The organism is Weissella cibaria (assembly GCF_004521965.1).
In the GTDB taxonomy this organism is placed as follows: domain Bacteria; phylum Bacillota; class Bacilli; order Lactobacillales; family Lactobacillaceae; genus Weissella; species Weissella cibaria_A.
In genome coordinates this window covers 21715-36486 of sequence record NZ_SDGK01000028.1, presented here as the reverse complement: position 1 = coordinate 36486, position 14772 = coordinate 21715, and the positions used below count along the sequence as shown (strand labels likewise).

The following is a 14772-nucleotide window of genomic DNA, read 5'->3' as shown; positions in this document are numbered from 1 at the left end:
TCAAATCGCGTTAATTTTCAAATTCATTGTCGACCAACGCTATTTGGCATAGAGCCCAAAAAAGGAAGTGCCTCAATATTGACGCACTTCCTTTTTTGTTTATTCCTTCATTTTGACAAACAATCCCTTCAAGCTGCTTAAAGCCGCCTTGGTGATATTACCATCACTGTAAGTCAGCACATTGCGTTTATAAACACGCAGACCGAACCGACTTAGGAAAATCAAAACGATTAATTCTAATACCAACGCAATGGTGGCATCCCCCATCGTTGCATATTGTAGTCCTAACCGGGCCGGCATCAAGGTTTGAGAAATAAATGGCACGAATGACAAAACGTTCAAGAACGTATTGTGCGGTTGACCTGACAACGTAAACGTCAAGACGTACCCAATCATGGCGACATAAGTCATTGGTGCAACGGCTTGTTGCACCTGGCTTTGGTCATTAACCATTGCAGCCAGAATCGCCGTCAATACCATGTACATGAAAATAGCCACAAGAGCGAGCAACAACGACATAATTGCGAAGCCCATATCAACACCGGCCAGTAGACTCTTAACCATCTTTAGATACTTATAATGTGGCGCAAACACGTTTACAACTAACCCTGCCACCACATACAAGGCTGCATGGGTAATCGCTAACAAGGCAATGCCAGTTAGCTTACCGAAAAACTGTACCGCTGGTGATGTTGCAGACAGCAAGATTTCCATAATGCGAGATGACTTCTCATTCGCTATTTCTTGTGCAATCATGCTGACGTATGACGTCAAGAACACGAAAATCAAAATCCCCAAAGCTGAGGCCAAAACATAATTAGCTGTATCTGCTGCGGCACCGCCGCGGGTTTCACCCTTGTCACTTTGAACTTTCGTGTTCAAAGTCGGTGGCGTCATCAATACCTGAAGCTCAGTTGGAGACAACTTCATCGCCGAAGCTTTTGCCAGCATTGTATACGCATTCAGTGACGCCTTCATTTTTGTTTCAGAAACTGACTGCCCATCTGCAGAGTTGACTAATTCATACTTTTGATTAGCAGTTGCTAAATAGGCATCCAACTTGCCTTTTGTCAGATCTCGCTTCGCCTGCTTTTCGTCGGTTATATTTTTTACCTTGATATCAAAGGTATCGTCTTTTTTTAAGTATGTTGCTAAGGTTGGTTCATTCACCACCCCCACGACAGGCGTCTTATGACTCTGAGTGGCAGTAATAATAAACGAAATACCAGCAATGACTAGTAAGATTAGCAGTGGCGCTAAGACCAATGACCAAAAGCCGACCGACTTAATTCGCGTTTTATACGTCTGACGGGTGACTAACATTAACTGCTTGGCTATCATTACGCTTGCCCTCCTTGTACTTCGCGACGGAAAATTTCGTCCAACGTAGGTGGTTGTTGGGCAAAGACTGGCACATATCCATCTTGGGCCACCAACTGAAAGACTTCACGACCAACCGCTGCATCAGTTAATTGCAAATGACGGCCAGGTCCCTGTGGCGTAATACTTTTCACGCCGGCAATATTACGTAACTCAGCATCCGTAACAGGTGACTCCAAATAAACCTCAGTTCGTCCGAACGATTCGCGGATTGCATTGGTATCACCGTGCAACACCGTTTCACCATGACGAAGCATCGTCAGTTGATCAGACAATTTTTCGACACCACTCATATTGTGTGAACTAAAAATAATCATGGCCCCCTCATGCTTCAAGCGCATAATTTCTTGCATCATCAACTCCGTATTGACTGGGTCCAACCCCGTAAACGGTTCGTCTAAAATCAGGAAATCTGGTTCGAAGATGACTGTCGCAATCAATTGGACTTTTTGTGCATTTCCCTTAGATAGTTTTTGAACCTTGTCACTTGGTTTACCCACCACGTCAAGCCTCTTCATCCAATCTGCTAAGGCTGATTTGGCATCAGACCGTTTCATCCCGTGTAACTCAGCAAAATACACAACTTGTTCTTCTATCGTCAATTTCTGATACAGGCCACGCTCTTCAGGCAAAAAACCAATCCGCTGCTTGTCTACAGCAGTAATGGCATGGCCATCCCAAGTCACCGTTCCAGACGTTGGCTCGATAAAATCCAGAATCATGCGAAAAGTCGTCGTCTTACCAGCCCCATTTTGGCCAATCAACCCCATGACTTCACCAGGATTCAGACACATATTCATATCCTGAACCGCAATTTTATCACCAAACTGCTTGTTCAGATGTGTTAGTTCAATCATCACTGTCCCCATCCTATTTTCTATTATTGACATTGTACCTAATTTTTATCGCATATGGGCCGTTCTTAATATTTAGTTGAGATTTTACAGTTATCGCCAACAAAAAACGTCCACTGTCATCACACAGTAGACGTTTCAAGTTTAACCCCAGTTAATTTCGTTACGGTTGACAAGTTGGAAATCAATATCCGCCATGTGCCCGCGACTGCTTGGGTTTTGACCATGCACTTGCAAATAGAAACGGGCGTCATCATCAGCGCGCATTTCCGTAGCTGGTACAACCACATCGTGATCGTAGTGCAATTGGAACCCATTCAACTCAGGAATAAAAGTATATAAACGACCGACATCAACGTCGAAATCCTTGCGATACATTGCAACAAGCTCCGTGCCTTGCAATGGCGCTGTTAGATCATAGCGAATCATTGGATTGCCCCCTGATTAATTTTCTTTAGCGCTATTATCACGCGTTTTTACGAAATCGGTCAAGCATTTCGGGTGTAAAACGCAATTCACGCGGCTTAGAACCATTTGCTGGTCCCACCAGTCCACGATCTTCCAACGCATCCACGATACGACCAGCACGATTGTACCCCATGCCGAAGTGACGCTGAATTGATGAAGTTGAGGCACCACCAGCACGAAGGATAAATTCAAGTACTTCGTCCCATTTTTCATCCAAATCATCGGCGCCATCGCCACCGTTTTCAAGTGCTTGCACTTCTTCGTCGGAAACTGTCATGCTGTCGTCGTACTGTGCTTCACCTTGATTCTTAATAAAGTCCGTCAAAGCTTCCACGTCTTCATCAGTCAAGAACGCGCCTTGCACACGTTGTGGTCCGTTCGAACCGATTGGCGCGAACAGCATATCACCGCGACCTAACAACTTTTCAGCCCCGTTACTATCCAAAATCGTCCGTGAATCGACCCCGGATGACACAGCAAACGCCATACGTGATGGCACGTTTGCTTTAATCAAACCGGTAATGATATCAACGGATGGGCGTTGCGTCGCGACAATCATATGGATTCCCGCTGCACGTCCAAGTTGCGCGATACGCACAATGGCATTTTCGACATCGCCGGACACCGTTGATGTCATCATCAAATCGGCCAACTCGTCGATGATAACAACCAAATAAGGCATCTTTTGTAACACTGTACTTGGGTCGCTCGCATTTTGCTTTTCAACAAACCGGTTATACCCATCAATGTTACGCACACCTTCTTCGGCTAACAGTTTGAAACGCCGGTCCATTTCAGCGACCACTTTCTTCAAACCAAGTGACGCCTTCTTAGGATCTGAAATCACTGGTGTAATCAAGTGGGGAATATCATTATAGACTGACAACTCAACCTTCTTGGGGTCAACTAACATCAAGCGTACCTGTGACGGCTTTGCTTGTAACAAAATTGACGCCAAGATACCGTTGATTGCGACTGACTTACCTGAACCAGTTGAACCAGCAATCAGCAAGTGCGGCATCTTCGTCAAATCCAACTTCACGACACCACTTGTAACACCACGCCCAATTGGCACAACCAAAGGTTTCTCCGTATCGACACCGGCCTCTTCGACCATGTCCCGGAAACCAACCGTCGCCTGTTGGTCATTCGCCACTTCAATACCAACGACGTTTTTACCTGGAATTGGCGCCTCAATACGCAGCGACTTGGCCGCTAAGGCGAGCGCCAAATCGTCGGCTAAGTTTTGAATCTTCGAAACCTTCACCCCAACTGCTGGTTTAATTTCATATTGGGTTACCGTTGGTCCCAACACAACTTTTTCAACCGTGGCATTGATGTTAAAGCTCTTCAATGTTTCATGTAAAATACGTGCCTTTTCATTTAGCGCATCACGCTCAGCAGATTGGTCAGTTGAACCAATGTGTTGCAACAATTCAGTTGTCGGTAAGACGTAATCTTTATCATCAATCACCGTACCCAACCCTGACGCATCAACATCTGCCTTTGGTTCTGTGGTTGTTGATGGTTCGACGTGACCGACACCGGCTTGGTGTGCTTGTGTCTTTGGCGATGTTAGTTGATTGCTGTGCCCCAAGATATCTGCGTGCGTCAATGGTGTTTCTTGTCCCGGTAATAAGTCATCATCCTGTATGTCCGCACCATAGACAACTGGTGTAATTTCTTCATGTTCTGACTGAATAACATCATTCGGATTGAAATCCGGGTCAAAACTCATCGACGCCGCTGGTGCATCGTCAAGCGATGGTATGGGCACTTGTGTCAAATCAGGTTCAGGCGCTGACGCAGTTGCACTAGGCGTAACTGGTGCCGGTACTGTTGGCGTCGTCTCATGATGTGGCAACGGTGCCACAATTTCTGGCATCTTGAATTCTGTCGCCGTCGCTTCAGCTTCAGCAGCATCCGCTAACACGTCTTGTGGTGACTTTACCTTCGTCGTCGCTAATTTAACGGGTTGACTAGCATCCGCTTCCGGCACAACGCCAGCCAACTTGGCTGCTTTATCACTCTTCGATGCAAACGGGTCATCATTGAAGAAATCATCCATCGCCGTTCGCTGTCGATCACGGAACCCTTCAATTGATTCCGTGACCTTTTCGTGTGCTGTCGTTGCCTGCGTTTGCACAAAATCACCTGTGCCTTCAGCTAACTTAAAGAAGTTATCAAAGACTTCGCGCAATGGTAAGTTAAACATCACCACCAAGCCAATGATTAACAACACAATGGCAATTAACCATGAACCAAAATTAGACGATGCTATGTAAGTTGCGCTGTACAGCATCGCCCCAATCATGCCACCACCAACTGGTGTCGTGACAGCATGATTATTGAGATCTTGATTAATCAATGTCTGAATAACCTGCGTATAGTTGTTGTGGACGTTCATTTTATTGAACAACAAAATTGATCCAACCAACATGATACCTAAATAAAATAGGCCAAAACCAACATAATGTTGCCACTTAAACCGTCGTGGCCACTGACCATATGCAAGCACCACGAGAAATGGCACAAGCAAGACTAGCAACAAAAATTGGTATGAGCCCCCAACAATCAGGCGCACCATGTTGGCGATAAACTTACCCACCAAGCCAACTTTGGCAATTGCAAGGACGGCCAACAGACTAGCAAATAAGCCTAAGAATTGGGGCCCACGATCCTTTAGCCAGGTCATTGTGTCATTACTGGCTTTTTTTCGAGGGGCCGGCCTTTTGCGTGGTCGTGCTTTTGCCTTGGAGGCGGGACGTCGTTTAGTCGTCGCTGCCATCGCAGCCTCCTTTCTTAAGTAAATAATTATTCATTTATTACTTTAACTTGTCGTAATCATATTCGTGCGTCAAATCAAGATTTGGGAAACCTTGTTGACGCAACGTTTCGTAGATAATAATAGCGGCCGTGTTTGACAAGTTCAGCGACCGAATGTGTTCATCGTTTTGTGGAATACGCAAAGCCTTTTCAGGATGTTGCTTCATGAATGGCTCTGGCAAACCTGTCGTTTCCTTACCAAACAAGAAATAATAGTCGTGGTCAGGATTCGTGTAATCCGCCTCGTGATAAGCCTGTGGGGCAAACTTAGAAATCAAGAACAACTCATCCGTGTCCTTGAGCGTTGCCATAAAGGCTGGCAAATTCTCGTGGACCGTAATGTCAACTGTGTCCCAGTAGTCCAACCCGGCACGCTTAACATGCTTATCGTCTAACTTAAATCCCAACGGCTCAATCAGGTGTAATTTTGTGTTCGTTCCCGTTGCCGTACGGGCGATGTTTCCAGTATTTGCTGGCATCAATGGCTCAAACAATACAATATGATTCGTGCTCATGATAATCTCCTTTTCTAGGGCGGGTCCTCCCCTCCCCCAATGCGTTATTGCATACAAAAATAAGTATAGCACGGACAAATCCTCGACCGCGCTATACTTAAAAAACCTTATTAATGTCTTTACTGGTTGGTTTCATCTCGAAACAGACCTGAGTTCAACTGCCACCACTTATACAAGCGATAAATCAGTACTTTGGCAATTGCATAACCCGGTATACCAAATACCACCCCGGCCAGGCCAAAAATATTACCCGCCGATAGCAAGATAACCACGACCGTTACTGGATGGACTTTGAGTGAGTTACCAAGTAACTTTGGCGCAATCACTTTTCCTTCCAATGTTTGCTCAATCATAAAGACTATGAACACATAAGCCAACATCATTGGTGAAACAAACAGGCCAACAACCACCGCCGGGACCATCGCTAAAAACGATCCCAGAAACGGAATTAAGTTCAACAATCCTGCACTAATGGCAATTAACCAACCATACGGCAACCCGATAATCGTATAACCAATTGCAAACATGATCATCACTGCAAACGCGACTGACAATTGTCCCCGAATGTAGTTCGAAATTTGCTTGTTAATCTCGCCGATAGTATCCAAAAATGAGCCGCGTGCTTTAGGTGGCAAAAACTTCGCCAAGTAGTTTGGCATCTGGTGGCCATCCTTTAGCAAATAAAACAAAATCAACGGGAACGTCACAATTGTGATAATGGCTGAAGTCAATGTACCAACAACTGAACTCACGCCATGAATGCCTTTTTTCGCATATTCAGCTGAGTAATCTTGGACCCATTTTGAAATATCACTATTCGTCTGATTAAACCACTTATTTGCCTCAGTAAAGTGCTTGTCAGCAGTTAACTGATCGATCATTTTGACCAAAGCTCGCCAATATTCCGGCCAATGATTGATCAAACCGACGATTTGGTCGCTCAGCCACGGAATAAATACAGCTAAGCCCCAGACAATCAACACCAACAATACCAAAAACTGCACCGTAATCGTCGCAACACGCGACATCTTATACCGACGTTCCGCCCAATCCACAATCGGATTCAAGAGATAATAAAACACGCCTGCAATGATGATTGGCGCACCGACCGCACTGAAAAGTGCCACAATCGGTTCAAATATAAAATTTACTTTGTCAAACATGTAAATAATCGCTAATAGCAGCAATACAATTAGCATACTTGAGATGATTTTATTGTTTAACAACCATCGTTGAAAGACAGATTGTTTCGTCTCGCGATTTGTCATCTTTTATCCCCCATATATAAAAAACCAGCACCATGACTGGTACTGGTTTTATTGTATCAAGCTTAGATGAACAATACACGCACTGATTCGGGAATTTCGAAGTCCTTTTGTGATAACGTTAGCTCGCCCATTACAGCATCTCGACGGTATACCGTAACATTATCCGTGTTTTGGTTAGCCGCAACCAAAAAGGCGTCATCTGGGCTCAAAGCAAAATCACGTGGGAAATCGCCTTCAGTTGAAATCCATTGGATATGTGCAACAGAAGCACCGTTATCCTTCACTGCAAAGACCGCGATTGAGTTGTGACCACGGTTTGATGTATAGATAAACTTACCGTCGTTTGACAAGTAAATCGCCGCACCGCCATTGTGCTCCGTCCAATCAGCTGGAATTGTTGCCACAGTTTGCAGATGTGTGAATGAACCATCCGCATTATACTTCAAAACTGAAAGTTGTGATGACAGCTCACCTAACAAGTAGGCATATTGACCATCAGGGCTGAAACGCAAATGACGTGGGCCAAAACCAGCCTCCGTCTCATACGTCGCAACTAACATCAACTTACCGGCTTCAGAGACATCAAACGTCAACACCTTGTCGGCACCCAAATCAACAACCGCGACACGATTGTCTGGCGTTAGATTATTCCAGTGCACGTGTGATGAACCTTGCTCTGGGCGAGGGCCGGACCCTTCAAATTGAAAACTATCCGTCAACGTCAATGATCCATCAGCGGCAATCGCAAAGACTTCTAATGTCCCCTTGTGGTAGTTACCTGAGTACACCAATTGACGTGTCTCATCAACCGCCACATAAGCAGGTGAAGCACCTTCTGCCAAAACTTCTTGGGTCAACGTTGCCGTATCATCCGCAAAATTAAGGACCGCCAACCCGCCTTGATCACCGGTTTTATCGACTGCATACAACGTGTTAGCCTTACTCAAGGCCAAGTAAGTTGGTGATCCAACTTCAGCAACCAACTTGGCATCTTGCAACTCACCTGTCTCCGTGTTCAATGCAGCTTCGTAAATTCCTTTTGAAACACGTCGCGTATAAGTACCAAATAAAATCTTTTCCAATGCCATGGTTGATCTCGCTTTCATTCATTAATAATTTTTTAGTAAACGCTTTCATTGTAACACAAAAGCGACCACACCAACAGATGCAGTCGCTTGATTTTCTTACTTATTTATTGGCAATAACTTCAATTTCAATACGTACAGCTTTGGGTAACGTTGCCACTGCAACCGCTGAACGCGCTGTCGGCCGTCAGCCAATAAAAAAGGACCTGTCTTTAACACAGGTCCTTTATCAGGGTTATGCTTCAAACTTTCGACGTTCTTGGACACGTGAGACAATTACTGAGGCAACGATTGATAACGTTAACAAACCAATAATCACTGATAATGACACCACGTTTGAAATGTGGAAGTGCCAGTCCAATGCCTTGGCAGTCTCGTTCAAGACCATCTTGACCCCAATAAAGGCCAAAATAACAGCCAACGCGTACTTGATGTAGCGGAACATTGGCAGAATACCTGACAAGGCAAAATACAAAGAACGCAATCCCATGATAGCAAAAATGTTTGATGTCACCACGATGAACGTGTCTTGTGTCACTGCAAGGACGGCCGGAATTGAATCAACCGCAAACAATAAGTCGGAAGCTTCAATAAACAACAATGCTAACAAGAATTGGGTGGCATAACGTTTACCATTTTCTTTGACCCAGAAATGTGGTTCCGCAACATCTTCCTTCAAAGGTAAAATTTTTCGTAATCCATTAATGATAAAACTATCATTCAAGTCTTGTGCTTCTTCTTTTTCAAACAGCATCTTCACACCCGTAACGATCAGGAAGGCACCAAAGATGTACATCAACCATGCGAAGTGATGTAGCAATGCAGCCCCACCGAAGATAAAAATTACACGCATCACTAAGGCACCGAAAACACCCCAGAATAACAAACGGTGTTGATACTTCAGTTCAATCCCAAAGAATCCAAAGACCAAGATGAAGATAAACAAGTTATCAATACTTAACGACTTTTCCAGCAAGTATGCCGTCACAAAGTCTAGTGCATGATCACCGCCCGTAAAGAACCAGAGACCACCGGCAAAAATAAAGGCCAAGCCAATCCAAAAAGCACTCCAGAGTAGCGACTCCTTCATGGTTGGTGCCGCGTTGGTTTTATGGAAGACCCCCAAATCAAGGGCCAACATGACCAAAACAAAGGCGAAGAAACCAATCCAATAACCTATACTAACTTCCATTTATTTCTCAACTTTCTGATATCTAGCGACGCCACGGTTCAACGATTTGACCCACAATGACTATAAGTTTATTTTAACTGAATTCTCATCGAAATACTATTACCAACATTTTGGGAAAATATTGCAAATAAGACTGACAGCTGTCAGTTCATTAAGGTACGATGAGCCCTAGTTAACCAAAAAGGAGTTCGTTTATGAAGTCAACAAAAATCACAAAGCGCCTGCTCATGCTCTTAGGCGTTGTCCTTATCCTATTAGCCGGTTCTGTTACTTACATGCAAGTATCTGGCCTTTACCGTGCTACCCCAACCGCCCAACGTGCAGCTCATTCAGCCACCGAAACGGCAGACTATTGGGCCTTCAGTTCCAAAGCTGGTACTGCAAAAAAAGATACAGCCATTATTTTTTATCCAGGTGCGTTTGTCACTAGTGACGCCTATGCCATTTGGGCCAAAGATGTTGCCCAAGCTGGCTACCCCGTTTACTTATTGAAAACACCGTTATCTTTTTCACTAATCGGCCAAAACAAAGCAGACGTTGCGATCAAAAATAGCCATGCCCACCACTTTGTAATCAGCGGCCATTCCTTGGGTGGCGTGGTTGCCAGTGGTTACGTAGACAAGCATCCCAAAGCTCACATCACTGGTCTGTTATTACTTGCCAGTTATCCACAAGAAAAAACCATTTGGCAAAGCGAAGCAATCTTGCTGTTTTGTCACTAACTGCTAGCCAAGATCAGGTATTGAAACAGGCAAATTATCGTGCAGCAAAGGCGTGGTTACCTAAGAACACCCAGTACCAAATCATTGTTGGTGGCAATCATGGTGGTTTCGGTAGCTATGGTCCACAAAAACATGATGGCCAGGCGACAATTTCAAACGCCCAACAGCAGACAGCGATTGCTGATCGCATTGTTAATTGGCTAAACCGTTAGGACCCAAATTAAAAACACCCTGGACTGTATTAATCCAGGGTGTTTTCATATCATTAATTTGCAGACTTAACATCCATTTCGAGGAAGTTAGCCACCTTTGTTGCTTCATCAGCAACCGCATGTAGTGTTGCCAAACGGTTGTTCTTAACCGCTTCGTCTTCGACCATAACCATAGTCTCTTCGAAGTAAGCCGCTACGGCTGGTTGTAAGTTCAACAATGCCGCAAGCTTAGCATCTGTTGCATCAACAGCTGCCACAGGTGCAACTGCTTCAAACAACGTCTTTTCGGCTGCATTCTCGAACAACGCAGCGTCAACAGTCGCATCCGTTGCATTCTTCGTTGTCAAACGCATTACACGAGTCAACGCTTCAACCCCTGCACGGAAGTTGGCATCGTTAACGTGGGCAACCAAGACTTGCGCTGATTCAAACATTTGCGTCGTATCAGCAAAGTTGTTCTTCGTCACAGCGTTGATAATGTCACGACGAACGCCATCATCTTGCAATGCCTTCACAACACGGTCCGTCAAGAAGTTCACGACCGCAGCCACATTGTTTTGCAACTCAGCCATCACTTCTTCTGGCAACCCAAACTTAACGGCGTCAGCGTTAATGTCAGCAATCAAGTCTGACAAAATACCGTCAATATCCAAATCCCACTTACTGTCAGCCAAGATGTTCACAACACCTGAAGCGGCACGACGCAAAGCATATGGGTCATTTGAACCTGATGGCGCCATACCACCCGCAAAGAATGACAACAAACTGTCCAACTTATCAGCTAAGGCCAATACCTTACCCAAATCTGACGCAGGCAACTCACCATCAGCAGAGATTGGCATGTAGTGCTCACGGATTGCTTGGGCCACGGCAGCATCTTCACCAAACAAGTTAGCGTACTTCTCACCCATGATACCTTGCAATTCATCAAACTCACCAACCATACCAGTCATCAAGTCAAACTTGTAGATTTCACCAGCACGCGCCAACTTGGCTTGCTGATCATCAGTAAAGGCCAAACGGCCAGCAATGATGGCAGCCAAGGTCTTGGCACGACGTGTGTGTGCGGCAACTGAACCCAACTTAGCGTGGAATGACACCACTTCCAACTTGTTGTTGTAGAAGTCGATATCGTGCTTTTGATCTTCGTGGTAGAAGAACTTAGCGTCTTCCAAACGCGCAACCAGCACCTTTTCGTTACCGGCAATCACATTATCGATGTGTTCGGCGTTTCCGTTACGAACAGAGATAAAGTGTGGCAACAAAGCGCCATTTGCATCAACGACGTGGAAGAAACGTTGGTGTTCCTTCATTGACGTAATCAATACTTCATCAGGCACTTCCAAGTAACCTTCGTCGAAGCCACCAGCAAAGGCCGTCGGATATTCAACAATGTTGTTAACTTCTTCAAGCAAATCTTCGTCAACGATAACGGTCCAGTTGTTATCACTGGCAATCGTTTCGACTTGCGTGCGAATGTTTTGCTTTCGTGCTTCGGCATCTACTTGTACAAAGACTGTCGTCAAGGCCGCTTCATACTGGTCAGCTGAAGCAATTTCAACATTATGACCCAAGAAACGGTGTCCTCGTGATGAACGACCCGTTGCAACTCCCAAGATGTCAAATGGGACAACTTCATCATCCAACAACGCGACCATCCAACGAATTGGACGCACGTATTCAAACGTGTGACGGCCCCACTTCATCGTTGTTGAGAACGTCATGGCCTCAACAACTTGCTTGAAGCCCGTCAAAACTTCAGCCGCTGGCTTTCCAGCTTCAAACTTTGTAACGTATATGTACTCGTTACCCTTAAATTCCTTAAATGTAATGTCATCAGTCGTCAACCCTTGGCCGCGGACAAAACCCTGGGCTGCCTTTGAATAGTTACCCTCAGCATCAAGTGCGACCTTCTTAGCAGGTCCCTTAACTTCTTCTTGAAAGTCTTCGGCCTTTTCAGCAACATCAGAAATTAACACCGCTAAACGGCGTGGCGTAGAGAAAGGCTTAATTGCCCCGTATGCCAAACGCTCGTCGGCCATAAAGTTTTCGGCACGCTCAACCAATTGGTTAATTGCGGGCGTCACCAAGTGGGCCGGAACTTCTTCCAAACCAATTTCTAGCAAAAAGTTAGCCATCTTAGTTCTCCTCCTCATCTGCAGGCAAGTACTTCGCACGCAAAGCTTCATCCTTCAACAATGGGAAGCCAAGCTTCTTACGCTCATCAATGAAGGCACGCGCAACTGAACGGGCCATGTTACGGATACGTGAAAGATACTTAGCACGTTCCGTAACTGAAACTGTGCCACGGGCATCCAACAAGTTAAACGTGTGTGATGACTTCAAAATGTAGTCGTAAGCTGGGTGAACCAAGCCCTTTTCCAAAGCCTTCTTAGCTTCAGCTTCGTACTCGTTAAAGTGACGCAACAACATTTCTTGGTCTGATTCTTCAAACGAGTAAACTGAGTGCTCGTACTCTGGCTCCTTAAAGATGTCACCGTACAAAACGCCGTTACCCCATTCTAAATCGTACACGGTTGGGACGTCTTGGATGTATGAAGCCAAACGCTCCAAACCATACGTAATTTCTGATGTTACGGCATCAACTTGGATACCACCAACTTGTTGGAAGTACGTAAATTGCGTAACTTCCATACCATCCAACCAGATTTCCCAACCGATACCAGCGGCACCCATTGATGGGTTTTCCCAGTTATCTTCAACGAAACGAATATCGTGCTCCAACGGATTAACGCCCAAGGACTTCAAAGAATCTAAGTACAATTCTTGAATGTTGTCAGGTGATGGCTTCATGACCACTTGGAATTGGTGGTGTTGGTACAAACGGTTTGGGTTATCACCGTAACGTCCATCAGCAGGACGACGTGATGGCTCCACGTAGGCTGCGTTCCATGGTTCAGGACCATTGGCACGTAGGAACGTGTAAGGACTCATCGTACCAGCACCCTTTTCTGTATCGTAAGCTTCCATCAGCATTGCACCTTGGTCAGCCCAGAACTTTTGCAACGTCAAAATAATGTCTTGCACACTCATTTTTGCGCTCATATTGACAAATTCCTTTCTCGTGGTTGGCTTCGAGCAAATAAAAAGCCCTACACCAATCACCATAAAAAATGATTGATGTAGGGACGATAATTCGCGGTTCCACCCTACTTCTAGGACAACTCCTAGCAGCTTCATTGGATTAAATTGTGCTCCAGCAGTGCCCCTTACGCTAATCAGATCACCCTCACATCACCGGTGACTTGCTGGACTGATTTCACGGAATTCTTCTGCTTTCATCGCTTATTACAACTAATAAGTTTATCACTCAGCCGTTGAATGTCAACGAAATTAATCTCAATATTCAGTTGTCTTTGACCACAAGTGCATGCCATAAAACGCATTGAATGGTTTCACAATCATCAAAATAAACATGCCTAATGCACTCGATCTACCGGCCTGAATTTGGTTCCGACATAACAACAGTCCAACTGCATCAGCGAACAACCAGACAACCCACTGCGACAGGTACCCGTACGTTGCCAAAATTTGTGCCAACATCCCCAGTGGTAATTGTGAGGGGTCTAGGTAGCCTTAATTACCGTGTGCCGATTTGGCAACGACTAAAACGATACCGTAAACCACAACTGCCCCTGCGACAAGGCACCCCCCATTATTTTAGGACCGATGCGCTTAGCTTGCATCTGACTACTGTCCTGTTGTTGGGCTAGCTGCTTGTACCATGCAACCATCCCCACAAACTGTATCACAAAAAAGAAGCCTTGATTAAGAATATCAACAACCAGACACCATTGGTCAGGAGCCCCCAGAAAAAGTTCGTTAACCGGCCACTCGCCAACATGATCAAGTAAAAAGCCATACCAATCCTGTAATTACACTAGTCCACCCTGATGATGCATAATCACTTGTATAGATGAAGGCCCAAACCGTAACGGCCATAATAATGACCTTATACACCCGTTGAAACCGATTCATCAAGGCTAAATCACGTTTAATATTGGTTGGTGACGTCGCTTTCTACCTGGTTCATACCGTACTTACTTGCCAAGGAAACCTGACAACTTGTCCTTAACGTCATCCATATCAACGTTGTCCAAAATGTCAGCCTTGTCGCCTAGCAAGTCGCCGGCCTTTTCCTTCAATTCGTTCAAGTCAGCGCCTTCCAAAAGGTCATCAGCTCGATCCTTCAACTTATCCAAATCAAAATCCATGTCAATTCTCCGTTC

At 45.1% G+C, this 14772-nt stretch carries 14 protein-coding genes and 1 pseudogene; 2 read left to right on the top strand and 13 right to left on the bottom strand.

Features of this window, described 5'->3' with window-relative positions:
* Window positions 1-99 precede the first annotated feature (99 nt).
* From EST42_RS04385 to EST42_RS04345, 8 genes are all read right to left on the bottom strand, one after another.
* Window positions 100-1341 (bottom strand): ABC transporter permease, encoded by a 1242-nt coding sequence (locus EST42_RS04385; RefSeq protein ID WP_134644381.1) that lies wholly within the window; start codon window positions 1339-1341, stop codon window positions 100-102.
* Window positions 1341-2237 (bottom strand): ABC transporter ATP-binding protein, encoded by an 897-nt coding sequence (locus tag EST42_RS04380; RefSeq protein WP_134644380.1) that lies wholly within the window; start codon window positions 2235-2237, stop codon window positions 1341-1343. The genes EST42_RS04385 and EST42_RS04380 overlap by 1 nt, the downstream gene beginning before the upstream one ends.
* A 141-nt stretch (window positions 2238-2378) precedes the next feature.
* Window positions 2379-2663: a hypothetical protein gene (locus EST42_RS04375; protein ID WP_134644379.1), complete on the bottom strand. Its 285-nt coding sequence runs from the start codon at window positions 2661-2663 to the stop codon at window positions 2379-2381.
* 37 nt (window positions 2664-2700) lie between these two features.
* Window positions 2701-5490: an FtsK/SpoIIIE family DNA translocase gene (locus tag EST42_RS04370; RefSeq protein WP_134644378.1), complete on the bottom strand. Its 2790-nt coding sequence runs from the start codon at window positions 5488-5490 to the stop codon at window positions 2701-2703.
* Between the two features lie 37 nt (window positions 5491-5527).
* Window positions 5528-6043 (bottom strand): tRNA (cytidine(34)-2'-O)-methyltransferase, encoded by a 516-nt coding sequence (locus tag EST42_RS04365; RefSeq protein WP_134644377.1) that lies wholly within the window; start codon window positions 6041-6043, stop codon window positions 5528-5530.
* Window positions 6044-6162: 119 nt separating this feature from the next.
* Window positions 6163-7311 (bottom strand): AI-2E family transporter, encoded by a 1149-nt coding sequence (locus EST42_RS04360; protein ID WP_134644376.1) that lies wholly within the window; start codon window positions 7309-7311, stop codon window positions 6163-6165.
* Between the two features lie 62 nt (window positions 7312-7373).
* On the bottom strand, window positions 7374-8399 hold the full coding sequence (locus EST42_RS04355; protein ID WP_134644375.1) for a lactonase family protein: 1026 nt from the start codon (window positions 8397-8399) through the stop codon (window positions 7374-7376).
* Between the two features lie 232 nt (window positions 8400-8631).
* Window positions 8632-9588 (bottom strand): TerC family protein, encoded by a 957-nt coding sequence (locus tag EST42_RS04345; protein ID WP_134644374.1) that lies wholly within the window; start codon window positions 9586-9588, stop codon window positions 8632-8634.
* Window positions 9589-9782: 194 nt separating this feature from the next.
* Here EST42_RS04345 and EST42_RS04340 point away from each other — a divergent pair, with 194 nt between their 5' ends.
* Both EST42_RS04340 and EST42_RS04335 read left to right on the top strand, forming a co-directional pair.
* A complete protein-coding gene (locus EST42_RS04340) occupies window positions 9783-10310 on the top strand; it encodes an alpha/beta hydrolase (protein ID WP_134644373.1) in 528 nt (175 codons plus the stop codon).
* Complete coding sequence (locus EST42_RS04335) at window positions 10274-10522, top strand: alpha/beta hydrolase (RefSeq protein WP_167711101.1); 249 nt, start codon at window positions 10274-10276, stop codon at window positions 10520-10522. The genes EST42_RS04340 and EST42_RS04335 overlap by 37 nt, the downstream gene beginning before the upstream one ends.
* 53 nt (window positions 10523-10575) lie before the next feature.
* On the opposite strand, the gene glyS is transcribed toward EST42_RS04335, so the two are convergent.
* From glyS to EST42_RS10500, 5 genes and pseudogenes are all read right to left on the bottom strand, one after another.
* Window positions 10576-12660, bottom strand: coding sequence for a glycine--tRNA ligase subunit beta (glyS, locus tag EST42_RS04330; protein WP_134644371.1), 2085 nt, complete (start codon window positions 12658-12660; stop codon window positions 10576-10578).
* Between the two features lies 1 nt (window position 12661).
* Complete coding sequence (gene glyQ / locus EST42_RS04325; RefSeq protein ID WP_134644370.1) at window positions 12662-13588, bottom strand: glycine--tRNA ligase subunit alpha; 927 nt, start codon at window positions 13586-13588, stop codon at window positions 12662-12664.
* Window positions 13589-13882: 294 nt separating this feature from the next.
* Window positions 13883-14104: pseudogene (locus tag EST42_RS11000) on the bottom strand (nicotinamide mononucleotide transporter); the annotation flags it as partial.
* A gap of 44 nt (window positions 14105-14148) precedes the next feature.
* The gene (locus tag EST42_RS11380) at window positions 14149-14277 is read right to left on the bottom strand and encodes a hypothetical protein (protein WP_280633871.1); all 129 of its coding nucleotides are present in this window, start codon (window positions 14275-14277) and stop codon (window positions 14149-14151) included.
* 306 nt (window positions 14278-14583) lie between these two features.
* Window positions 14584-14757, bottom strand: a complete 174-nt coding sequence (locus tag EST42_RS10500) for a hypothetical protein (protein ID WP_167711099.1) — start codon at window positions 14755-14757, stop codon at window positions 14584-14586.
* Between the last annotated feature and the right edge of the window lie 15 nt (window positions 14758-14772).

Coding starts and splice junctions, on each gene's coding strand:
- EST42_RS04360 (WP_134644376.1), bottom strand. CDS start 7,311: ATGACAAATCGCGAGACGAAACAATCTGTCTTTCAACGATGGTTGTTA.
- EST42_RS11380 (WP_280633871.1), bottom strand. CDS start 14,277: ATGGTTGCATGGTACAAGCAGCTAGCCCAACAACAGGACAGTAGTCAG.
- EST42_RS04365 (WP_134644377.1), bottom strand. CDS start 6,043: ATGAGCACGAATCATATTGTATTGTTTGAGCCATTGATGCCAGCAAAT.
- EST42_RS04385 (WP_134644381.1), bottom strand. CDS start 1,341: ATGATAGCCAAGCAGTTAATGTTAGTCACCCGTCAGACGTATAAAACG.
- glyS (WP_134644371.1), bottom strand. CDS start 12,660: ATGGCTAACTTTTTGCTAGAAATTGGTTTGGAAGAAGTTCCGGCCCAC.
- EST42_RS04355 (WP_134644375.1), bottom strand. CDS start 8,399: ATGGCATTGGAAAAGATTTTATTTGGTACTTATACGCGACGTGTTTCA.
- glyQ (WP_134644370.1), bottom strand. CDS start 13,588: ATGAGCGCAAAAATGAGTGTGCAAGACATTATTTTGACGTTGCAAAAG.
- EST42_RS04345 (WP_134644374.1), bottom strand. CDS start 9,588: ATGGAAGTTAGTATAGGTTATTGGATTGGTTTCTTCGCCTTTGTTTTG.
- EST42_RS10500 (WP_167711099.1), bottom strand. CDS start 14,757: ATGGATTTTGATTTGGATAAGTTGAAGGATCGAGCTGATGACCTTTTG.
- EST42_RS04380 (WP_134644380.1), bottom strand. CDS start 2,237: ATGATTGAACTAACACATCTGAACAAGCAGTTTGGTGATAAAATTGCG.
- EST42_RS04375 (WP_134644379.1), bottom strand. CDS start 2,663: ATGATTCGCTATGATCTAACAGCGCCATTGCAAGGCACGGAGCTTGTT.
- EST42_RS04370 (WP_134644378.1), bottom strand. CDS start 5,490: ATGGCAGCGACGACTAAACGACGTCCCGCCTCCAAGGCAAAAGCACGA.
- EST42_RS04340 (WP_134644373.1), top strand. CDS start 9,783: ATGAAGTCAACAAAAATCACAAAGCGCCTGCTCATGCTCTTAGGCGTT.